Origin of the sequence: Caenimonas sp. SL110, from assembly GCF_001044395.1 — a bacterium.
In the GTDB taxonomy this organism is placed as follows: Bacteria; Pseudomonadota; Gammaproteobacteria; order Burkholderiales; family Burkholderiaceae_C; genus Ramlibacter.
Genome location: NZ_JANU01000008.1, coordinates 89,781 through 111,860, shown reverse-complemented (window position 1 = coordinate 111,860; position 22,080 = coordinate 89,781). Strand labels below are relative to the sequence as shown.

The 22,080-nt window shown below is 64.6% G+C and carries 23 protein-coding genes; 15 read left to right on the top strand and 8 right to left on the bottom strand.

What is annotated here, in order from left to right:
• The 12 genes from AQ12_RS06125 to AQ12_RS06070 form a co-directional block, all read left to right on the top strand.
• Positions 1–370: TOBE domain-containing protein (locus AQ12_RS06125; RefSeq protein ID WP_152682693.1), on the top strand; the 370-nt coding region annotated here is incomplete at its 5' end.
• 58 nt (positions 371–428) lie between these two features.
• Complete coding sequence (locus tag AQ12_RS06120; RefSeq protein ID WP_048438981.1) at positions 429–1,757, top strand: ABC transporter substrate-binding protein; 1,329 nt, start codon at positions 429–431, stop codon at positions 1,755–1,757.
• A gap of 74 nt (positions 1,758–1,831) precedes the next feature.
• Positions 1,832–2,731 carry a carbohydrate ABC transporter permease gene (locus AQ12_RS06115; RefSeq protein ID WP_048439001.1) on the top strand — a complete coding sequence of 300 codons (900 nt, stop codon included), beginning with the start codon at positions 1,832–1,834 and terminating at the stop codon, positions 2,729–2,731.
• Positions 2,732–2,763: 32 nt separating this feature from the next.
• A complete protein-coding gene (locus AQ12_RS06110) occupies positions 2,764–3,606 on the top strand; it encodes a carbohydrate ABC transporter permease (protein WP_193387963.1) in 843 nt (280 codons plus the stop codon).
• A gap of 28 nt (positions 3,607–3,634) precedes the next feature.
• Positions 3,635–4,549, top strand: coding sequence for an L-threonate dehydrogenase (ltnD, locus tag AQ12_RS06105; RefSeq protein ID WP_048438979.1), 915 nt, complete (start codon positions 3,635–3,637; stop codon positions 4,547–4,549).
• Between the two features lie 2 nt (positions 4,550–4,551).
• A complete protein-coding gene (gene otnK, locus AQ12_RS06100) occupies positions 4,552–5,856 on the top strand; it encodes a 3-oxo-tetronate kinase (protein WP_048438978.1) in 1,305 nt (434 codons plus the stop codon).
• Complete coding sequence (locus AQ12_RS06095; RefSeq protein ID WP_048438977.1) at positions 5,853–6,503, top strand: aldolase; 651 nt, start codon at positions 5,853–5,855, stop codon at positions 6,501–6,503. Before otnK ends, AQ12_RS06095 begins: the two co-directional genes overlap by 4 nt.
• Positions 6,504–6,640: 137 nt before the next feature.
• Positions 6,641–7,546 (top strand): LysR family transcriptional regulator, encoded by a 906-nt coding sequence (locus AQ12_RS06090; RefSeq protein WP_161798984.1) that lies wholly within the window; start codon positions 6,641–6,643, stop codon positions 7,544–7,546.
• A gap of 83 nt (positions 7,547–7,629) precedes the next feature.
• Complete coding sequence (locus tag AQ12_RS06085) at positions 7,630–9,042, top strand: Asp-tRNA(Asn)/Glu-tRNA(Gln) amidotransferase GatCAB subunit A (protein WP_048438975.1); 1,413 nt, start codon at positions 7,630–7,632, stop codon at positions 9,040–9,042.
• The gene (locus AQ12_RS06080; RefSeq protein ID WP_053076577.1) at positions 9,029–9,919 is read left to right on the top strand and encodes a polysaccharide deacetylase family protein; all 891 of its coding nucleotides are present in this window, start codon (positions 9,029–9,031) and stop codon (positions 9,917–9,919) included. The genes AQ12_RS06085 and AQ12_RS06080 overlap by 14 nt, the downstream gene beginning before the upstream one ends.
• A 43-nt stretch (positions 9,920–9,962) precedes the next feature.
• Positions 9,963–10,946, top strand: coding sequence for a tripartite tricarboxylate transporter substrate binding protein (locus tag AQ12_RS06075; protein WP_048438974.1), 984 nt, complete (start codon positions 9,963–9,965; stop codon positions 10,944–10,946).
• Between the two features lie 20 nt (positions 10,947–10,966).
• Entirely contained in the window at positions 10,967–11,182 is a 216-nt protein-coding gene (locus AQ12_RS06070) for a hypothetical protein (RefSeq protein ID WP_152682692.1), read from the top strand.
• Positions 11,183–11,252: 70 nt separating this feature from the next.
• Here AQ12_RS06070 and AQ12_RS06065 read toward each other — a convergent pair whose 3' ends face one another.
• Positions 11,253–12,569 (bottom strand): GDSL-type esterase/lipase family protein, encoded by a 1,317-nt coding sequence (locus AQ12_RS06065; protein ID WP_161798983.1) that lies wholly within the window; start codon positions 12,567–12,569, stop codon positions 11,253–11,255.
• 128 nt (positions 12,570–12,697) lie between these two features.
• Here AQ12_RS06065 and AQ12_RS06060 point away from each other — a divergent pair, with 128 nt between their 5' ends.
• Entirely contained in the window at positions 12,698–14,326 is a 1,629-nt protein-coding gene (locus AQ12_RS06060) for an ATP-binding protein (protein WP_053076575.1), read from the top strand.
• A 16-nt stretch (positions 14,327–14,342) separates the two neighbouring features.
• On the opposite strand, the gene AQ12_RS06055 is transcribed toward AQ12_RS06060, so the two are convergent.
• The 7 genes from AQ12_RS06055 to AQ12_RS06025 form a co-directional block, all read right to left on the bottom strand.
• A complete protein-coding gene (locus AQ12_RS06055) occupies positions 14,343–14,678 on the bottom strand; it encodes a cupin domain-containing protein (protein WP_048438972.1) in 336 nt (111 codons plus the stop codon).
• Between the two features lie 88 nt (positions 14,679–14,766).
• Positions 14,767–15,567: a 2-keto-4-pentenoate hydratase gene (locus AQ12_RS06050; protein ID WP_048438971.1), complete on the bottom strand. Its 801-nt coding sequence runs from the start codon at positions 15,565–15,567 to the stop codon at positions 14,767–14,769.
• On the bottom strand, positions 15,564–16,841 hold the full coding sequence (locus AQ12_RS06045; RefSeq protein WP_048438970.1) for a CaiB/BaiF CoA-transferase family protein: 1,278 nt from the start codon (positions 16,839–16,841) through the stop codon (positions 15,564–15,566). The genes AQ12_RS06050 and AQ12_RS06045 overlap by 4 nt, the downstream gene beginning before the upstream one ends.
• Complete coding sequence (locus tag AQ12_RS21955) at positions 16,841–17,488, bottom strand: hypothetical protein (protein ID WP_053076574.1); 648 nt, start codon at positions 17,486–17,488, stop codon at positions 16,841–16,843. The genes AQ12_RS06045 and AQ12_RS21955 overlap by 1 nt, the downstream gene beginning before the upstream one ends.
• Positions 17,489–17,497: 9 nt before the next feature.
• Positions 17,498–18,040, bottom strand: coding sequence for a hypothetical protein (locus AQ12_RS06035; RefSeq protein ID WP_152682691.1), 543 nt, complete (start codon positions 18,038–18,040; stop codon positions 17,498–17,500).
• 23 nt (positions 18,041–18,063) lie between these two features.
• Positions 18,064–19,026: a tripartite tricarboxylate transporter substrate binding protein gene (locus AQ12_RS06030; protein WP_048438968.1), complete on the bottom strand. Its 963-nt coding sequence runs from the start codon at positions 19,024–19,026 to the stop codon at positions 18,064–18,066.
• Between the two features lie 137 nt (positions 19,027–19,163).
• On the bottom strand, positions 19,164–20,111 hold the full coding sequence (locus AQ12_RS06025; protein ID WP_053076573.1) for a LysR substrate-binding domain-containing protein: 948 nt from the start codon (positions 20,109–20,111) through the stop codon (positions 19,164–19,166).
• 103 nt (positions 20,112–20,214) lie between these two features.
• On the opposite strand from AQ12_RS06025, the gene AQ12_RS06020 reads away from it, so the two are divergent.
• Both AQ12_RS06020 and AQ12_RS06015 read left to right on the top strand, forming a co-directional pair.
• Complete coding sequence (locus AQ12_RS06020; RefSeq protein WP_048438967.1) at positions 20,215–21,279, top strand: TauD/TfdA family dioxygenase; 1,065 nt, start codon at positions 20,215–20,217, stop codon at positions 21,277–21,279.
• Positions 21,276–22,076 carry an enoyl-CoA hydratase/isomerase family protein gene (locus tag AQ12_RS06015; RefSeq protein ID WP_053076572.1) on the top strand — a complete coding sequence of 267 codons (801 nt, stop codon included), beginning with the start codon at positions 21,276–21,278 and terminating at the stop codon, positions 22,074–22,076. The genes AQ12_RS06020 and AQ12_RS06015 overlap by 4 nt, the downstream gene beginning before the upstream one ends.
• Positions 22,077–22,080: the final 4 nt, after the last annotated feature.

Here is a 22,080-nt window from a genome sequence, read left to right as displayed (position 1 = left end):
CTCGCCCGCCATGAATTTCCTGCCTGGCACCCTGCGCCGCAGTGGCGGCGCGGCGCGCGTCGAATTGAACGATGGCACCCTGCTCGATGCCCCATTGCAGGCCGGCGGCCAGGACGGCCAGCCGGTGGTGTATGGCACGCGTCCAGAACACCTGTCGCTCGCGGCCAGCGGCGGCATTCCGTCGCAGGTCGTCGTCCTGGAGCCGACCGGCATGGACACGTTCGTGGCCTGCCGCCATGAAGGCGCGGACCTGTCCGCTGTCTTCCGAGAGCGCTACGACTTCGCGCCCGGCAGCGTGATCAACCTGCAGCCCGACCTGCAGCGCGCACACCTTTTCGATGCAGGCACTGGCGAACGGCTGGTAGCTTGAACAGGGTAGTACCCGCTTCGTGATCGTCCGTTCAAACAAACACACATAGGAGACAAGCATGAGTGAGTTCAATCGCCGTAAATTTCTGGAGGGTTCAGCCGGCGTGGCGGCAGCAGCCACGATGGGTGCAGGCGCTGCCGTCTTTTCGCCGGCGATCCATGCGCAAACGCTCAATCTCAAGCCTGAAAAGGGCGCCAAGCTGCGGGTCCTGCGCTGGAGCCGTTTCGTGCAGGGCGACATCGACGCCTACATGGTCAACGTCAGGAAGTTCACCGAGAAAACCGGCATCGAAGTGCGCGTGGACAACGAAGGCTGGGAAGACGTGCGTCCCAAGGCCGCTGTTGCGGCCAACACCGGCGCCGGCCCGGACATCATCCTGTCCACCAACGATGACGCGAATCTGTACCCCGACAAGCTCGTCGATGTGACCGACCTGGCGGAATACCTGGGCAAGAAGTACGGCGGTTGGTATCCGGCGTGCGAGGCCTACCTGCGACCCGACGGAAAGAAGTGGATCGGCATTGCGCTGGGCGCAGCCGGCGCAATGATGGTGTACCGCCAGAGCCACCTGAAGGCGGCTGGTTTCGATGCCTTCCCCAAGACCAACGACGACTTCCTGAAGATGATGCGTGCGCTCAAGGAAAAGGGCACGCCGGGCGGATTCGCACTCGGAAACGCAACGGGCGATGGCCTGTGGACGAACTGGCTGATCTGGTCGCACGGCGCGATGCTCGTGGACAAGGACAACAAGGTCGTCATTGACAGCCCCGCGACGATCAAGGCGCTGGAGTATGCGAAGGATCTGTACGCGAACTTCATCCCCGGCACACTGTCGTGGCTCGACCCGAACAACAACAAGGCATTCCTGGACGGCCAGGTCAGCGTGACGAACAACGGCATCTCGATCTACTACGCCACCAAGAATTCCACCGACCCCAAGGTCAAGGAATTGCAGGGCGACATCCAGCATGCGTCGTACCCTGTGGGGCCGGTGGGTGTGCCGACCGAGTCGCATCTGTTCTTCAACCAGATGATCATGAAGTACACGAAGTACCCGCAGGCGGCCAAGGAGTTCCTGCGCTTCATGATGGAGCGCGAACAGTTCGACTCCTGGCTCACCGGCGCCGGCGGCTATATCGCGCACCCGCTGGCCGCGTACGCATCGAGCCCGGTCTGGACGGTCGACCCGAAGCACACACCGTACCGCGACTGCGTGAAAAACATGCGGCCGGCCGGATACGCGGGCAAGCTGGGCTACGCATCGGCAGGTGCCGGAGCCGACTTCATCGTCTGCAACATGGTGGCCGAGGCGGCCAGCGGTTCCAGGTCGCCGAAGGAAGCCGCTGAACGCGCCCAGAAACGCGCCGAGCGCTACTACAAGGTCTGAAGATGACGCAACCTGCGGGGCAAGAAAATCCGGACATTCGTGCGCCGCAGGCACGCGCGCACAGGGTGCCGTCGCTGCTGGAGCGATTCCAGAACAACAAGAACGCGCTGGGCTGGGCGTTCATGTTGCCAGCGACGGTGCTGCTGCTGCTGTTCCTGACCTATCCCTTGGGGTTGGGCACCTGGCTCGGCTTCACCGATGCCAAGATCGGCCGCGACGGCCAGTACATCGGGCTGGAGAATTTCAGCTTTCTGGTGGGCGACAGCGTGACGAGACTCGCGCTGTTCAACACCCTCTTCTACACGGTGGTCGCCAGCATCTTCAAGTTCGGCCTGGGCCTGTGGCTCGCGCTGCTGCTGAACAAGCGACTTCCATTCCAGAGCTTTTTTCGCGCGGTGGTCTTGCTGCCGTGGATCGTGCCCACCGCGCTGTCGGCGATCGCGTTCTGGTGGATCTTCGATGCACAGTTTTCCATCATCAGCTGGGTGCTGATGAAGATGGGACTCATCGACAAATACATCGACTTCCTGGGCGACCCCTGGAATGCGCGCATTTCCACGATCGTCGCCAACGTATGGCGCGGCATTCCGTTTGTCGCCATCTCGCTGCTGGCCGGGTTGCAGACGATATCGCCTTCTTACTACGAAGCGTCCGCCATCGATGGCGCCACGCCGTGGCAGCAATTCAGGCACATCACGCTGCCGCTGCTCACACCGATCATCGCGGTGGTGATGACGTTCTCGGTGCTGTTCACCTTCACCGATTTCCAGTTGATCTATGTGCTGACACGTGGCGGTCCGCTCAACGCGACACACCTGATGGCAACGCTCGCATTCCAGCGAGCGATATCCGGCGGCGCACTGGCTGAAGGCGCGGCGATTGCCACGCTGATGGTGCCGTTCCTGTTGGCAGCCATCGCATTCAGTTACTTCGGCCTCCAGCGCCGCGCATGGCAGCAAGGGGGCGACAAGTGAAGGAAAGCAAGAACAACGACGCATCGCAGGGCATGGACTTTCTGCAGTCCATGCCGCGCCGGTGGGTGACGCTCTACATCCCGATCGGGATCTTCGTGTTCGTGCTGCTGTTCCCGTTCTACTGGATGGCGATCACCTCGTTCAAGCCGGACAACGAACTGCTCTCGCGCACCGGTAATCCCTTCTGGATCGTGGGCCCGACCTTTGCGCACTTCGAAAAGCTGCTGTTCAAGACCGAGTACCCGGCCTGGCTCTGGAACACGGTGATCGTCTCGGTCATCTCGACTGCGATCTCGCTGGTGGCCTCGGTGCTTGCGGCCTACGCCATCGAGCGCCTGCGGTTTCAGGGCGCCAAGCCCGCAGGCGGTGCGATCTTTCTCGCCTACCTGGTGCCGCCTTCCATCCTGTTCATTCCGCTGGCAGCCATCGTCGTCAAGCTGGGTTTGTTCGACAGCCGCATGGCGCTGATCCTGACGTATCCCACTTTCCTGATTCCGTTTTCGACGTGGCTGCTGATGGGGTACTTCCGCTCGATACCGTACGAGCTCGAAGAGTGCGCGCTGATCGACGGCGCAACCCGCTGGCAGATCCTCATCAAGATCGTGCTGCCGCTTGCCGTCCCGGGCCTGATCTCCGCTGGCATCTTCGCATTCACGCTCAGCTGGAATGAGTTCATCTATGCGCTGACGTTTGTCTCATCGAGCGAGAACAAGACAGTGCCCGTGGGCGTCGTGACCGAACTGGTGGAAGGCGACGTGTACCACTGGGGGCCGCTCATGGCCGGTGCGCTGCTCGGCTCGCTGCCGGTGGCCTTCGTGTACTCGTTCTTCGTGGAGTACTACGTCTCGGGCATGACCGGATCGGTCAAGGAATAGCGCCGAACATTCTTTTGCGATCGAGGCCATGAACAACCAACATGCAGGCGCGGTAGGGGTCATCGGCCTGGGCGCGATGGGTTCCGGCATGGCATCGTCGCTGCGCCGCGCGGGTTACGACGTCCACGTGTTTGATGTGCGTCCCGAAGTCGCGCAGAAGTTCGCGGCCGCTGGCGGTACGGTGTGTTCGAGCCCGGCTGAGATTGCTGCGGCGTGCGAGATCGTCGTGAGCGTGGTCGTCAACGCGGCGCAGACCGAGAGCGTGCTGTTCGGTGACAACGGCGCGGCAGCAACGATGAAGCCGGGCAGCCTGTTCATCATGTGTTCGACGGTGGACCCCAACTGGTCTGTCGCGCTCGATGCACGACTGGCCGAGCGCCATATCCTGTACCTTGATGCACCGATCTCCGGTGGCGCAGCCAAGGCGGCTTCCGCCCAGATGACGATGATGACGGCCGGCACGCAGGCGTCCTACGACAAGGCGGGTGGCACGCTCGATGCGATGGCCGCCAAGGTCTACAAGCTCGGAGACAAGGCGGGTGCAGGCAGCAAGGTGAAGATCATCAACCAGCTGCTGGCCGGTGTGCATATCGCGGTCGCCGCCGAAGCGATGGCGCTCGGGTTGCGCGAAGGCGTGGACCCGGCTGCGCTGTATGAGGTCATCACCAACAGCGCAGGCAACAGCTGGATGTTCGAGAACCGCATGGCGCATGTGCTTGCGGGCGACTACACGCCGCTGTCGGCGGTGGACATCTTCGTGAAAGACCTCGGGCTGGTGCTGGACATGGCGCGCGCGACCAAGTTCCCGTTACCGCTGTCGGCCACGGCGCACCAGATGTTCATGCAGGCATCGAGCGCAGGCTTCGGCGGGCAGGACGACAGCGCCGTGATCAAGACCTTCCCGGGCATCACGCTGCCTGCGGGCAAGACCGACGCGGCCTGAAGATGGCATCGCCATTGCTCGGCTGCATCGCCGACGACTTCACGGGCGCAACCGACCTTGCCAACAACCTGGTGCGAAGCGGCATGCGCACCGTGCAGACGATTGGCGTGCCTGCCGATGCTGATGCAGCGGTCGATGCCGACGCCATCGTCGTCGCGCTCAAGTCGCGCACCATCCCTGCGGCGCAGGCCGTGGCGCAGTCGCTGCACGCAATGCAGTGGTTGCGCACGCAGGGCGTGCAGCAGGTGTACTTCAAGTATTGCTCGACCTTCGACTCGACACCTGCGGGCAACATCGGACCGGTGACTGACGCGCTGCTCGATGCGCTGCATGGACCCGACCAGGGCTTCACCATCGTGTGTCCCGCCTTCCCCGAGAACCAGCGCACCGTGTTCATGGGCCATCTGTTCGTGGGCGAGCAGTTGCTCAGCGACAGCGGCATGCGCAACCATCCGCTGACGCCGATGACCGATGCGAACCTGGTGCGTGTGATGCAGGCGCAGACGCGGCGGCGTGTGGGGCTTGTCGCGCAGGGCACGGTTGCCAAAGGCAGCGCGGCGATCGGCGAACGGTTCAAGGCGCTGCAGGACGATGGCGTTGGTGTTGCAGTGGTCGACGCGGTGAGCAACGAGGACCTGATGCAAATCGGGCGGGCGTTGGCCGGCATGCCGCTGGTGACGGCGGGCTCGGGCATCGCCATCGGATTGCCGCAGAATTTTGTTGCCAGCGGCGCGCTTTCAATCCGTGCTGGAGCCGATGCATTGCCGCCTGCGAGCGGATTGCGGGCCGTGGTGTCAGGCAGTTGCTCGGTCGCCACCAACGCGCAGGTCGCACGGTTCAAGCAGGACGGTGGGGCCGCGTTCGCTGTGGACCCGCTGGCGCTGGCTGCTGGGCAAGACGTCGTTGGCGCGGCTCTGCAGTGGGCTGCTGCGCGACTCGCACAGGGACCGGTTCTGGTCTATGCAACCGCAGACCCCGAGGCTGTGCGCGAGGTGCAAAAAAAGCTGGGCGTGGCGCGTGCGGGTGAGCTCGTCGAGCAGGCGTTGTCCTTGATTGCAGCAGGCCTGGTTGGTGCGGGCGTGCGCCAGCTGGTCGTGGCCGGTGGCGAGACATCGGGCGCGGTGGTGCAGGCGCTTGGCGTGGAGCGAATGAGCATCGGGCCGCAGATCACGCCGGGCGTTCCGTGGACTGCAGTGACATCGACGCTCTGCCCCGGCCAGCATGTGCACATGGCCCTGAAGTCGGGCAATTTCGGCGCGCCGGATTTTTTCAGCACGGCGTTTGCGATGCTGGATGCGCCGGCATGACAACTGACTTGCGCGAGCAGATCTGCCGCGTGGGGGCATCGCTCTACCAGCGCGGCTATGTGCACGGCACGGCTGGGAACATCAGTGCGCGATTGCCGGGCGGCGGATTTCTGATCACGCCGACCGATGCCTGCCTGGGCGCGCTCGATCCGCAGCGGCTGGCCGAGGTGGACGCGCAGGGCGTGCAGGTCCAGGGTGATCGCGCTTCCAAGACGCTTGCCTTGCACCGGCGCATCTATGACGCCGACGCCGATGCGCATTGCGTGATCCATACGCACTCCACGCATCTTGTGGCGTTGACCTTGTCCGGTGTGTGGAGTGCCGACGACATCGTCCCGCCCATCACGCCTTACTTCGTGATGAAGGTGGGACATGTGCCGCTTGTTGCGTATCACCGGCCTGGCGATCCGGCTGTCGGTGATCTCGTGGAGCAGCGCATCCGGAATTCTCACGCGGCAGGCAGGCCGATCCGCGCCGTGATGCTGGAGCGCCTGGGCCCGTGCGTGTGGCACCGCAGTCCATCCGAAGCCAGTGCAGCACTGGAGGAGCTGGAAGAAACCGCGCGACTGTGGTTGATGACGCGGCCCGCGCCTTTGACCGAACTGCAGATCGAGGACCTGTGCCGGCATTTCGGCGTACGGTACTAGCCAGGCTGTCATTGCGGGCTCGACCCGCAATCCATTGGTGATCAAGCGCAGTTGCTGCTTCGCAGTGGATGCCAGATCAAGTCCGGCATGACAACGAACCCGGTACGATCTCCGCATTCGCCAAGGAGCTTTGCCGCGTGGACATCAAGGAACTCAAGAGCTTCTGCATGGTGGCCAAGCTCGCCAGCTTTTCCAAGGCATCGGAAGCTGTCGGTCTCGGGCAACCCGCCGTCAGCAAGCACGTCCAGCGCCTCGAAAAGGAACTCGGTCGCGCGCTGTTCGAGCGCGGTATGCGGCCCCTGCGGCTCACAGCCGCCGGAAGCAACCTGCTGCGCATGGCCGAGCCGCTTGTCGCAGGCCTGGAAACACTCAGCAGCGCTTCGCCGCTGGCCACCTTCATGCCGGTCACGGTGGGCGTGCCGCATGGTTTCATCGGCCACGTTCTGCCGGAAGCGGTGCGTGACCTGCGCAACCTCATCCCCACAGCGCGCGCGCGCATCCTCTCGGGCACCAAGGAAGAAGTCTATGAACTGGTGCAGTCCGGTGGCGTCGATTTCGGCGTGGCGCCGGACCCGGGCCCCTCGCGCAACTTCGACTTCGCGCCGCTGTTTCCCTCGGAACGTGTGCTGATCGCGCCGCGAAATCATCCGCTTGCCAAACGCGCGCCATCGTCGCTGAAGGATCTGGCACGCTACCCGCTCATCCTGCCGCGCTGGCAGACCGAAACACGCGCCCTGCTCGAACACGAGTTCCGCCGCCTCAAGGTGCCCTACGACATTGCCGTGGAGCTCGACAGCATGGAACTGCTCGAACGCTACGTTGAGCTCGGTGTCGGCGTTGCGGTCGGGCTGCGCGGCGCGATCGGAACCGAGTCGTGGATGCGCTTGACGGTCGTGAGTCTCGCGCGGTTCCTGCCGTCCGAAACGATTGGGGTTGTGAGCCGCCGCGCACTACCCCTGTCAGAAGCTGCGACCGCCCTGATCGCCCGGTTGCAAGCCGCAGCCCAGCCCGCATCGCCGCGCAAACCCAAAGCGCGCACCTAGCTCATCGGCGGGAGGCTGTGCAAGGCCCGTTTCTTGCGTGGAATAATCGTTGACACGAAATTCCATGCTGGAATAATGAGCCGATGGCCGAACTGACCGATCACACCCTGTCCACCGCGGCTGATCTGCTGCGGACGGGTCAGCTGTCGCCAGTCGACTATCTGCGGGCCTGCCTCGATCGCATCGACCGCTACGACCCGCAGCTCAACGCATTCATCAGCACCGACCGCGAGGCTGCCATGCAAGCCGCGCGCGTTGCAGAGCGCGAGATCGCCGCTGGCCAGTGGCGTGGACCGCTGCATGGCGTGCCGGTGGCACTCAAAGATATCTTCGACGTGGCAGGGCAGTGCACCTCCAATCATTCAAGAGTGCGGATGGACCATGTGGCGGCCGCAGATGCTTTCGTCGTTACCAAACTGCGGCAGGCGGGCGCGGTGCTCATCGGCAAGACGGCGCTGCATGAGTTCGCCACCGGCGGGCCGTCGTTCGATCTGCCCTGGCCACCGGCACGCAACCCGTGGAAGCCCACGCATCATCCCGGCGGCTCCTCCAGCGGGTCGGGCGTGGCGGTCGCAGCCGGCATGGTGCCCGTGGCCCTGGGCACAGACACAGGCGGCTCGGTGCGCAACCCGGCAACCGTGTGCGGCGTCACCGGCATGAAGCCCACCTACGGCGTGGTGAGCCGCAGCGGCGTGTTCCCGCTGGCCTTCTCGCTGGACCATGTGGGGCCGCTTACCCGCACGGTACGCGACAACGCGATGGTGCTGCAGGTGCTGCTCGGGCGCGACGGCGCTGACCCGTCCAGCGTCGGTCATCCGGCACCGGACATGACCGGCTCGCTCTATCGCGGCATGAAGGGATTGCGGATCGGCGTCATCGACGAATTCGGTGCAGCCGCCAACCCCGAGATCGCCAGTGCGTTCGAGCAGGCCTGCGCGATGTTTGATCTGCTGGGCGCCGAACTGGTGCCGCTTCGCCTGTCGCCGCTGGACACCTATGTCGGCTGCGGCAGGTTGATCCTGCAGGCCGAAGGGTTCGCTGTTCATGAGCACTGGCTGCGCACCCGTTTGAATGATTACGGCATGCGCGGCAGCACGCGGCTTTTGCCGGGTGCACTTCTCACCGCCACGGACTACATCCGCGCGCAGCAGCAGCGCACGCTGCTGCTGCGCGAGTTCGCCGATGCGATGGCCGGCGTCGATGCGGCCATCTGCGTCTCCAGCCTGGAGATGCCCTGCGCCATCGACGACGAAACCGAGATCGACCGCACCTATGACCGGCAGGCGCGCACGCCCTTCAACCTGACTGGCAGCCCGGCGATCTCCGTGCCCATGGGCTTCTCGCAGGCCGGTTTGCCGATCGGCCTGCAAGTGGTCGGCAAGGCCTTTGACGAGGCCATGGTGTACCGCGTCGCCAACGATTACCAGAACGCAACCGGCTGGCACCTGCGCCGCCCTGAACTCCACGACAAGGACACCCCGCATGCATCCACGTGAACGCATTGAGTATTCGTCACCTTTTCACCGACCGCCGCTGCGCACCGATGACGGCACGCGCCTGATCATCTGGCCGGTCGTCAACATCGAGGAGTGGGAGATCGAGCGGCCGATGCCGCGCCATGCCTCGCCCCCGCCCGGCGGCATCACCGGTGCGGTGCCCGACATGCCCAACTGGACCTGGCACGAGTACGGGATGCGCGTGGGTTTCTGGCGCCTGCTGCAGGCGTTCGACAAGCGCGGCATCAGGCCCACGATGTCGGTCAATGCCAAGGTCTGCGAGACCAGCCCGCTGGTGGCGCAGGCCGCGCGCGATGCGGGATGGGAATTCATGGCGCACTGCTATGTGCAGATGCCGATCCACAAGGTCGAAGACCAGCCCGCGATGATTGCCCAGTCGCTCGACACGCTTGAGAAGTTCCTGGGCCATCGCCCGCGTGGCTGGCTCGGCCCCGGCCGCACGCAGACGCTGGACACGCTCGACCATGTGGCGGACGCGGGCCTGGACTGGTTCGGCGACTGGATCGTGGACGACCAGCCGCTGTGGGTCAAAACCACTTCGCGTCCGCTGGTGTCGATTCCGTACACGGTGGAGATCAACGACATCACCGTGATGGTGAGCGGACAGCACGAATCGGATGCGCTGCTGCGCCGCGCCCGCGACGCCTTCGAGCGCCTCTATGCAGAGAGCGAAGAGTCGGTGCGCATCATGCCGTTCGGCGTGCATCCCTATGTCTCCGGCGTTGCGCACCGCATCCGGTATTTCGAGGAAATGCTGGACATGTTCGCCGGACGCGAAGGCGTCGCATTCTGGAATGGCGACCAGATCCATGACTGGTTCGTCGCGCAGCAACCCCACCCAGACAGCGCGCGCTGACCCCTGTCAACTTGCCCTACCACCCACTTCGAGGATACGAACCATGAAACACAATTTGCGTCTCCTGCTCAAGGGCGCCTGCGTTCTTGCCGCCGCCTTGCCACTGGCGGCAGTCCATGCACAGACCTATCCCACCAAATCCGTCACGATGGTCGTGCCGTTTCCTGCTGGCAGTGCAACCGATTCCGTGGCACGCCTGGTCGGCCAGAAGATGTCGGAGAAGCTGCGCCAGCCCATCGTGATGGAGAACGTCGCAGGCGCCGGCGGCACCATCGCTGCCGCACGCGTGGCCCGCGCGCCCGCTGACGGCTACACGCTGTTGATCCACACCACCATTGCGCTGTCGGCAGCGCTCTACAAGAACCTGCCCTATGACACCGCAACGGCTTTCGAGCCTGTCGGCATGGTGAACGTGGGCCCGTATGTGTTCGCAGCGAACCCCAACTTCAAGCCGAAGGACGGCAAGGAGTTTCTGGCCATGCTCAAGTCCGAAGGCGGCAAGGTGAACTTCGCCAATGCCGGCGTCGGCACGGGCTCGCACCTGTGCGCCGTGATGCTCGCGCAGGCCATGGGCGTGCAGCCCAACCTGGTGCCCTACAAGAGCACCAACCTGGCCTTGCAGGATGTCATCGCAGGCCACGTCGACGTGATGTGCGACCAGACCACCAATGCGCTGCAGCACCATGCTGCCAAGAAGGTCAAGATCTTTGCGATCACCTCGCCGCAGCGCAGTTCGAGGCTGGCCGATATTCCGACCACCCGCGAACTCGGCATCGGTCAGGTGGACGTGTCCGTCTGGCACGGCATCTACGCGCCCAAGGGCACACCTGCCGCCGTCGTGCAGCAACTCAACGAAGCCCTGCAAGTCGCGCTGGCAGATGCGGATGTGCAAAAGCGTGTGCTGGACATGGGCACGGAACTGTTCCCCGCCGACCAGCGCAGCCCGGCCGCGCATGCGAAGCACCTGGGCCAGGAACTCGCGCGCTTTCGCGATCTGGTCACCAAGGCCGATCTCAAGCTCGACTGAGCCGTGACGTGAGTGCTGCCGTGACTGATGTGACTGATGTGACTTACCTCGGCGCCGACCGTGACAAGGACGAGGTGCTGCGGCTGCTGGAGCGCGCCGGCATCGACGTGGGCGAGCAGCACCTTGCGTTCCTGCAGCGCACGCGGGTGCGCCAGCGCGAGGTGCTTCGTCTCATGGCGGCCCAGGTCCCTGCGCAGACGGAGCCTGCGCACGTGTTTCGGGCGGCGACCCGGTAAAGGCGGCGATGCCTCTTCGGCGCGAGACCCGTGAGTTCAGTTGTCGGATGCCGCCATCACCAACAAGCGGTCAAAGCCTGTTGATGTCCACTGCGGCGGCCATTGCGCCGTAGCCGGCCCGGTTCAGGTGCAGATGATCCGCGCTGTCGTAGAGCGGATTGAGCGCGGTGCCTTCCGCAGGGTTGCTGATCACCTGGTCAAAGTCGATGACGGTCGCGATGGTCTGGCGCCTGATCCATGAATTGATGGCAAGTCGCTTGGCCTCGCTCGCCTCGGAATGGTATTCAGTGCGCTTGAATGGCAGCAGTGTGCCCAGCATCACCTGGATGCCGCGCGCGTTCGCGGCGTTGGTGGCGGCCTGGATGGCATCGATGATCTGCTGCGCGGACGCTGCCTGCATCTGGGGAAACACCACCGAAAAACCGATGTCGTTGATGCCCAGCAGCAAGATCGCGTGGGTCACGCCGGTCACTTCCAGCACATCCCGGCTGAAGCGGCTGCTGCCGCTGGGCCCGGCGAAGTCGTACACCCAGCGGTTACCCGAAATGCCCGCGTTGACCACACCTGTGCGCGCCATGCCCGCCGCCTTGAGACGGTCATCCAGCTGGTTCGGCAGGCGCGTGTTGCTCCCCATGGCGGTGCCCACGCCATCCGTCAGCGAATCGCCGAAGGCAACGATCACCTTCGTGGCTTCGGTGCTGGAGGCCTCGACCGCTGTCAGGGCGTAGAAGATGTCGCGCGTTTGTGTTGCAGCAGCCTGGAAGCCTGGCGCGGAGAGCTGGTTGCCCGCAACCACATAGGAAAGCTGCCGTGCGTCGGCATGCAAGGTCGCCAGGGTCGCGCTGCCGGCGAAATAGCTTGTCACTGCCAGATCGGACAGGGCCGTCACCGGGAGCGCAACCGCATCGCTGGTCACATCGGCTCCCGCAGGGAGCGTCACCGAGGTTTGACCGCCGAACGTGACGGCCCGGTCGGTGGCGACATCGATGTCCGCCGCGCCATTGGCGCTGCGCGCCACGCGCACGCCAGAGAACGTCAGTGGAGCCGTGCCGAAGCGATTGGACAACCTGAGCCGGACCGTGTCGCCGCCCAGCGAGAGGCGAACGACTTGCCGCACCGTCTGGTTGTTGAAAGTCGGCGCTGGCTTGACGGCAGTGCCGGGCCACTCGACCGTGGCGTCCAGCATGGCGGATGTCCATGATGCATAGAACCTGCTTTCAGACGGCTGGGCGATAAGGGCCTTGGGGGCTGCGAGTGGGGATGCAGGCGTTGGCGTGACCGCACCGCCGCCGTCTCCTCCTCCTCCGCAGGCAACCAGCCCGAAAGCGATGACGGCGGACGCAGCCCACGATTTGAGAAGGCCCGCGCGAAAAATGGTGTTGCTCATGGGTAGGTGTCCTGTAGCCCCCATGCTAGGACGCCCGGAGGTTTCCAGGGGTGCCTGGCGCTAGTCTGAACAGGCTATGGGCATCGCAGGCGTCCTGTGGCGTGTGCGCCGCTTAAACTGGCCGAGCCATGGACGCCAACATCACTGCTTCATCACCCGATACAAAGATCCCATTCGACCCCCGTCAGTTTGGCGAGGCCGGACGACGCCTGCTGGACATCGACTGGACGACGACGCCTGTCGGCGCGATGGATACCTGGCCGCAGAGCTTGCGCATCGCGCTGGGCATCTGCCTGAGCTCGCGGTTTCCGATGTTTGTGTGGTGGGGACCCGAGCGCATCAACTTCTACAACGACGCCTACATCCCCATCCTTGGAAAGCGTCACCCGGCCGCCTTTGGCAAACCGGCCCACGAGACCTGGGCGGACATCTGGGATGTCGTGGGGCCGCAGTCGGACCTCGTGCTGCGTGAAGGCGGCGCGACCTGGAACGAGCGTGTGCTGCTGGTGATGGAGCGCAACGGGTACGTCGAAAACACCTGGTTCACCTGGTCGTACAGCCCTATCTTCGATGAGAGCGGTCATATCGGCGGCATGTTTTGCGCCTGCACCGAAGAGACGGCCCGGGTCGCGGCGGAGGCCGAGCGCGACCGGCTCGCCCGCGAGGCGATGACCACGGCGGCCACGCTCAAGACCTGGTTCGACCAGGCGCCCGGTTTCGTCGCGCTGCTGCGGGGCCGCGATTTTGTTTTCGAGATGGCGAACGACGCCTACCACCAGTTGGTCGGGCACCGGCGTGTGCTGGGCCTTGCGCTGTTCGAGGCGCTGCCAGACGTGCGAAACCAGGGTTACGAGGAACTGCTGCTGGGCACCTTCACCACGGGCACGCCCTTCATCGGCCGGGGCATGCGGGTCCTGCTCCAGGAGCAACCCGGCGCCCCGCCCAAGGAGCGCTTTGTCGACTTGATCTACAACCCGGTGCGGGACGGCGACGGCCACGTCATTGGCATCTTCGTGCAGGGCCACGACGTCACCGACCAGGTCGTTGCGGTCAAGGCACTGCAGGTCGCCGACAGGCGCAAGGACGAGTTTCTCGCCACGCTGGCCCACGAGCTGCGCAACCCGCTGGCTCCCATCCGGCAAGGTGTTGCGATTGCACGGTCAAACCGGGTCACGGAAGAGCGCCGTGCCTGGGCGCTGGGGATCATCGACCGGCAGGTGACCCACATGGCCGTCCTGCTCGATGACCTGCTGGATGTGTCGCGCATCTCGCGGGGCAAGATCAACCTGTCGATCAGGCGAGTCTCGTTGCGCAGCCTCATCGACGCCGCCGTTGAAACGGCCCAGCCCATCATGGACCGCAAGCAGCATCAGCTCACTGTGCTGCTTCCTGAACAGGACATTGACCTGGACGCCGACCCGGTCCGGATGGCGCAAGTCATCTCCAACCTGTTGTCCAACGCCGCGAAGTACACCGAACCCTCGGGCCGCGTGACGCTGGAGGCGGGCCGCGATGCGACCGGCATTGTCATTGCGATCCGCGATACGGGAATCGGCCTTGAGCCCGCATCGATCGACCGCATCTTCGAGCTGTTCTCGCAGGTCAGCTCGTCCCTGCAGCAGGCCGAAGGCGGCCTGGGCGTGGGACTTGCACTGAGCAAGGGCCTCGTCGAGATGCATGGCGGCACGCTTGAAGCCAGTAGCCAGGGACTGGGCAAGGGCTCGGAATTCATCGTGAGGCTGCCCGCCCCCGGTTGATGCCCGGTTGAGGCGTTCAGGCGCTCCTGGTCAGCGCGATCGTCAACAGCAATGATGAGCTCTCGATGGCTCGCAAGGCATGCACCTCGTCGGCTGCCACACGCACCAGTTGCCCGGCTGCGAGTTCACGCGCGCCCGCGTCGCAGGTGAACGCGATCCGGCCTTCGATGCATTGCAGCGTGATCTCTCCGGCCACCGCGTGCGAAGGCATTTGTTCGCCGGGCTGCAGCACCAGGCGGATCACTTCCAGATGGTCGGCCTTGAAGATGGCGTGAGAGCGCGCGGTGGCGAGCGCGGCGCCCAACGGGCGGACATCGACGACGTCGCCGGCATTTGCGTGGTTAATGGCCATCACAGACCTTTCTGTGCAGTTGGGGGAAAGGCGGCCTGCACGTCGCAGTAAATCACTTTATACAGCCGCGCAGCGGCCTTGTGTCGCGTCACTCGACCGAAAGACGCACCTCGCCGATACCGCTCAGGATGAATTCAAGCTGCTGCCCCGCCACCGGAAATTGCGACCGGATCAGGCTGCCGGTCGTGACCAGGGCTCCCCGGGTCAGCGCCATGCCCCGCGACGCGAGGTGGTTGGCGCTCCATGCGAGCGCGTCGGCAGGATTGCCGAGCACGTCGCGCCCGGTGCCTCGCCCCACCTCATGGCCGTCGATGATGGCGATGCCCTGCAGGGCGGCCAGGGCTGCGAAGTCGGTGGCCGCGAATCGGGTGCCCAGCACCAGTCCCTGGTTCCAGGCGTTGTCGGCGGTGAGGGTGAGGATCGAGTGTCGCAGCGTCGCGTAGTCCGCATGGCGGTCGTCTGCGACTTCCAGTGCGGCATATGCGCAGGCCACGTGTTCCAGGATGCTCTCGCCGGTCCAGGGGGCGGGTGAAGGCGGCAAGTCATGCGCCATCTCGAAGGCCACCTCGAATTCGACGATGAGGTGCCCATGGTCGGCGGCGCGCACGCTGCTGCCGCTGGCGTGCAGCTGGTCCTTGAACAGGCAGCCGGAGATGGAGTCGTGGAATCCGACCATCTCGCGCATGGCAGGGGTCGTCAGCGCGATCTTGTAGCCGGCCAGCGATGTGTGCCTGCCGTCCAGCAACTGCTGCACGTAGGCATCCTGCACCGCGTAGGCTGCGGCTATGTCCTTGAGTTCGAAATCTCCGTCGAGTGCGCGGAAGTTCTCTCGCGCTTCGTGCTGCCGGACCAGTTCACGGGCCGCAGCTTGTGGGTTGAGGGACATCATGGTGTTGCACTGCGTGTGGTGGTGAGGCAAGCCAGATTATCGAGTCCGTTGACGACGCCGGTTTGGGCCAACGCCTGGATGTCGGCTGCCGAGTAACCGAATTCGCTCAGCACTTCTTCGGTGTGTTCGCCCAGCAAGGGCGGCGGCATGCGAACGCTCTGGCCGCTGGCCCCGTCCAGTTTGATGGGAGAGCCGACCATTCGCATCGGGCCGAGCGTGGGATGGTTGATCTGCTCGACCAGGCCGCAGTGAATCACTTGTGCGTCGGCAAAGACGTCTTCCAGGGTGTTGATCGGGCCTGCGGGAATTCCCGCTGAGCAAAATGCTTGCGTCCAGTGCTTGCGGGTCTGCAGCAGCAGTCTTTCTTCTAGCAGCAGTTTGAGTTCTGCCCGATGCGCGACGCGGGCCGAGTTGTCCACGAACCGTGGATCGGCAATCAGCTCGGGCATGTCCAGCACCTTGCACAGCTTTTCCCACATCGCGCGCGTGGCCGGAGCGATGTTGAGCGGGCCGTCGGCCGTGCGAAACACGCCGTACGGCGAGATGACCGGATGGGTGTTGCCGCAGGGGCTGGGCACATCGCCCAGGCTCAGGTAGCGCTGGCCTTGCACGCTCAGCAGTCCGACCAGGCTTGCGAGCAGCGATGTTTCCACGAGGCGCCCCTTGCCGGTCGTGCGCCTCTCGTAGAGCGCCGCGATGGTGCCAAGCGCAGCCCACATGCCGGCGGTCTGGTCACCGATCGCAACACCGACGCGCACCGGCCCGGACTCGGGTGTGCCGGTCACGCTCATGAGTCCGGAGAATCCTTGCGCAATCTGGTCGAAGCCCGGCAGGTTGCCAGCGGGGCCCGAATTGCCGAAACCGGTGATGCTCGCGTAGACCAGGCCCGGGTTGGCCGCGGCCAGGCTCTCGTAGTCCAGGCCCATTTCCTTCGACGTGCCGGGCCGGAAATTCTCTGCAACGACATCGCATCGCGAGGCGAGGTCCTGCAGCAGCGCAAGACCTTCGGGACTGCGGAAATTGACCGCCATGTCGCGCTTGTTGCGGTTGCCGCTCAGGTAGTACGCGCTCTCTCCGCGGTCATGGGGACCCCACTCGCGAATCATGTCGCCGTCGAGCGGCTCGACCTTGATGACGTCGGCGCCAAGATCCGCCAGGATCATCGTGCAGAAGGGACCGGCAAGGGCGCGCGTGAGATCCAGCACGCGCACGCCTGCCAGCGGCAGGCGGGCCGATCCCGTTGCAGCAGACCTCGCGTTGGCTTCGGTTGGCATCAGTGCGTGCCGCAGCCGGCTGCAGGTCCGGGGTTGGCCAGGTAGTCCTTCCACGCATCGTCGATCAGCGGCGCCAGCACCGCCTTGACGCCGTCGGGACTCAACGCATGCTGCGGATCGAGCCGTGAGTAAGTCGCTGTCTGCGCGTAGTAGAGCGTCTCGCCCTTCATGCGTCCGTCCATGTCGTAAGGCCAGGCGCGCATGGTCGGCCGGTGCTCGACATACACCACGTCATCGTCTTCGACCGGGTGCCCGGTCTTGCGCGTGAACTCGGCTGCCGTCATGTAGAAATGGCTCACCTGTTCCAGCGTGAAGCCCCAGTCAGCCACGGCAAAGTGATGGTCATCGCTGTAGATCACATTGCCGTCGCTGTCGGCCATGGCGCGGTAAAAGCCCTCGACCTCCTTGCGGCCGTCGAACAGGGCGCCGTTGTGGTGAAAGATGTAGACCGGCTCTTCCACCGTCATCCGGGGGTCGAAGATTTCAGGAAAGCGCCCGGCCACTTCCAGCAGCGAGTGCAGGTAATAGTTGCGGGCGATCTTGCGGTGATGGGCGTTGCCCATGCGGTTGATGCCTTCCAGCCGCCGCACGTAGCTCGCGTGCATGTCCTCATAGGTGGCGGGAACAAAACTGGTATCGAATTCCATGCTTGCTTCCTATTTCATTTGCCTGAGGCGTTCAACCAGCGGGGCCAGTTCGGCGGCCAGCTCGGCGGTGGTGACCGGCGTGCCTGAAAGACGCACGGTGTCATGCTTCGCAGCAGGGTAGAACCGCAGGCTTTTCATGCGCCCCTTGTCGTCGCAACGCCAGACGAGCGCTGAAGGTGTGCGGTGTAAGGTGCCGTCCGGCAGGTACTGATACATCGTTGCTTCCGCGGCGAATCCCCAGGCGCCCATTGCAACGCGCTGGTCGACCGGTGCGCACAGCGACGCGTTGTTCGCGGCCTGCTCGCGGTGAAAAGCGGTGATGGCCTGGCGACCCTGCACACGCTGTCCGGTGTCGAAGAAGACGTAGTCCGGTTCCTGGGCTGCTGTGTCGAATTCGAATAATTCGTCGTGGCGCCGGGTGACTGCAAGCAGCGTGTGCAGCAGGTAGTTGCGCAGCGCCCGGCGCTCGAACGCCGACTCGCGCTTCAAGGCATCGCTTTCGATGCGTTCGAACGCGGCGCGGATGTCGTGCGCGGTGGGCGCGGCTTGCATGTCAGGCTGGTTCATCGGCGGCCTCAGCTGGACTTCTTCATGCCGGCATCGGCAATCAGTTTTTCCATTTCTGGCGCGGCGGCCTGGAAGGTCCTGGCGAGGCCTTGCGCGTCGAGCGGCCTGGATGCGACGCCCAGGCGGGAGGTCATCTCCACGATCTCTGGCGAGCGCGCGGCGACAAGGATTGCCGCTTCGAGCTTGCGGCGGATGACCGGGTCCACACCCACAGGCACACCGTAGCCCAGGGGCACGCTGTTGAACACGGCGAATCCCTGCTCGATCATCGTGGGCATGTCCGGACGCGACGCCCACCGCACCTGGTTGGCCGAGGCGATCAGCTTGATGCGGTTGCCGGCTGCGCCTGCCGTGAGTTCAGGTCCCGATTGCAGGGCGCAGTCCACGTCGCCGCTGCTGGTCAGCACGATGGGCTCGGATTGCGTCTTGGTCGGGATCCACTTGATCCTGGCACCCGTCATGGCGGCGAGGTTGAACATGCACACCATGTTCACGATGGTGTTGGATGCGCAGGTGATTTCGCGCTGTTTCGCCAGTGCCACGAAGTCGGCCATGTTCTTGACGGGCGAGTTCGGGCCGACCGCAAGGCCGTACAGCGGCTCGCCGGCACTGCCAAGAAAATCGAAGTCACTGAGCTTGTAGGGCACCTTCATGGTGTGCGGCGTGAGCAGCAGGCCGCTGTAGGAGACATTGCCGATGGTGTAGCCGTCGGGCTTGGCCTGGGCCAGCAGCGCCGTGCCCAGCACCGCGCCGCCACCGGGATTGTTGGAGATCACGAATGGCGTGCCCAGCTGCTTGCCCACATGCTCGAAAACGGCGCGGGCCAGCGCATCGTTGGCGCCGCCAGCCGACACCGGCAAGATGACCTTGACCTCGCGGGACGGCCATGCCGATGCCTGGGCACGGGCAGCATGGAATGGAACGCCCAGGCCTGTCGCCAGGCCCCCGATGAGAATGCCGCGTCTGTTCATGATCTTGTCTCCTGCTTGACTGCCTTCGACGACCTGCGAGGGCTAGTCAGGCGATGATAGGAGCCGCGACCTCGCGTCGCGAGAGCGATTTTCATTGGCGCTATCAGGCTGCGTGATAGCTCGATTGCAGCCCTTGCTCAGTGCGGCGCGAGCAGGCTGGCGCCGGGCCAGTGGCCCGACAGCACGCGTTCGGCCACTGTTTGCAGCAGCACGGCGCGCACGCGTTCCGATGCTTCTGACAGCGGCGTCACACTCGAATACGCCAGGTGCGCACGGCGCCGTATCGGCGGATCCAGTGGATACACATGCATGGTGCGCAGGCCGGCTATCGCCGATCCGGGAACAATGCTTCCGCCCGGCCCCGATGCGGCGAGCAGCAGCATGGTCGAGACCGAACTCACCTCGGCCTGCACGACCGGCACGACGTCGGCACGCAGGAACTCCGCGTTGATGATCTGTCGAAGCGACGTCGCCGATGTGGTGAGCACGAGCGGGATGCCTTGCAGGCGCTGCAGCGTCACGGTGCCGCCCGCAGCCACATCCGCCAAGGGAGAAGGCGAGACGAAAAACAGGATTTCTTCGACCAGCGGCGTCTGCTGGACCGACGCGCGGTCGGTTGCGTCCACGAGCACGCTGAGCTCGACATGTTCGTTGGCCAGTTGCGGAGCCAGGTATCCGCTGGGGCTTTCGTACAACTCCAGGTGAATGCCGGGAAAGCCGGTGCGAACTGCGGTGAACAGCGGACCTGCAATCATGAATGCAATGCTCGACGGCAAGCCCAGGCGCACGCGCCCGCGCACCTCGCCAGAACTGCCTTGCACCACGCCTTCGGTATCGGTCACCAGGCGCAAGATGGCTTCTGCGTGCCGATACATGGCGATGCCCTGCGCGTTGGGCTTCACGCCTGTTCGACTGCGCAGCAGCAACTGGGCACCGACGATGTCCTCCAGCTGCGCGATTTGCTGGCTGAGCGCGGGTTGCGCCACGCCGGCCATCCCCGCTGCACGCGAGAACGATCCGGCATCGACAACGGCGACGAAGTACCGCAACTGACGGATTTCCAGACGCGAAACGATGCTTGCCATCGGTGCAGTTTACGTTGGGCTGCCCGCGCGGCATAAGGAGCGCCGATGGCGCGATCACTGATTGGTATTGGATGGCGGCGGCAATGCGGGCTAGAGTCCCCGCATGAACCAACAATCCTTGCGGATTCCGCCTGCAGTGACCGACCCCTCGGCATGGCGCGCTGCCGAACTTGAGGCCGATAAAAGCTGGATCGTCGAACTGACGCCAGCAGAAGTTGCAGAAGTGGCCGACGCGGCACGCGCCGTGGCAGCGCGGGGGCTGCGTGGCGGCGAATTCGGCAGGGCGGACTTTCCGTTGCCCACGTTCGCGGTCCGGCTCGCAGCTGTGCTGGAGGAACTGCAGCACGGCCGAGGCATCACCTTGCTGCGCGGCTTGCCGGTCGATCCGCAGGACGAGGAAATGGCGGCACGCATCATCTGGGGCGTGGGCACGTACCTCGGCCGCGCCTTGCAGCAAAGCGCGGGAGTGAACCTGGGCGGCTTTCCGGGCAACTGCATTTCGCACATCATCGACCAGCGCAAGGACCCGAACGACCGCACCGTCCACGGATCGGCAACCGGGGCAGAACAGCAACCGCATTGCGATCCTTCAGACCTTGTCGCATTGCTGTGCATCCGCCCGGCAGTCGGCGGGGGCGGCGTGTCTCGCGTGGTCAGCGCGATGTCCGTCTACAACGACATTCGCGAGCGCGCGCCCGAGCTGCTTGAAACCCTTTTCACCGGGTTCTTCCATGACTTGCGCAAGGACGGCGCGAACGGCCTGAGCGTCACACCCCAACGCGTGCCGGTGTACGGATACGAGGACGGACACCTCAGCGTCTCGTTCAACTCGCGCACCGTCGTGCTGGCTGCCGAGCGCGAAGGCTATGCCCTGTCCGGACTCGAACAGCGCGCGCTGGACGAGATGTCGGCCACGGCCTCGCGTCGCGACCTGGTGCATGAGATGACCATGCGCAGCGGAGACCTGCAGCTGCTCAACAACTACACGATGCTGCATTCGCGCACGGCATGGTCGGACCCGCAGGATGTTCGCCAGCGGCGCTGCATGCTGCGGCTATGGCTGCGCACGCTCGACCCACGGCCGCTGCCAGAAGGATTCGCCAGCGGCTACCTGGCGGGCGTCACCTACGACGTGGGCCGGCAGGCCCAGGCGCTGGCGACCTCGTGAGCAAGCTGGGCGACAACATCGGGGAGGGTGCGCATGCCGGGCTGCCGACTGTCGAGCGAATTGGTAGCGCGCTGTACTGCACGTTGAACAGGCCGCAGGAACACAACCGGCTCGACCCGCTCGACATCGATCATCTGCAGCGCGTATTCGACCAGGTGCGCCTGGAATTCGAGGCCGGTCTCCAGGGGCCCCGCTGTGTGGTGCTGCGCGGCCAGGGGAATCACACCTTCTGTTCGGGATTCACGATCAGCGCGATCGGCCAACAGCTGGACGACCGGTTCGAGCGCATGCTGGACACGCTGGAGGCACTGCCCGTCCCCACCATCGCAGCGATCCAGGGCGGTGTCTACGGCGGAGGCACCGACCTCGCCCTGTGTTGCGATGTGCGCCTGGGCGTTGCCACTTCGCGCATGTTCATGCCTGCTGCGCGGTTTGCCATTCACTACTACCCGGGCGGCCTCAGGCGCTATGTCAACAACCTGGGCCTGGCGGCGTCAAAAAAACTCTTCCTGACCGGCATGCCCATCGATGCGAACGAGATGTTGCGCATCGGTTTCCTGACCGAGGTTGTCGATAGCTTTGAACTGGACGCGCGGGTGCAAGCCTATGTCGCGTCCATCGACGAGACGGACGCGAGTGTCGTTGCCTCCATGAAAGATCATCTGCACCGGTTCGCCGAGTCGCGCCCCGATCTGCCCGGCGCTGCGCACGCCGCACGCACCAGCGTTCAGTCCCCGGAATCGCGTCGCCGGATTGCAGCGTTGAAGTCATCCAGGAGCGCCGGCGACGCGTCGTAGGACC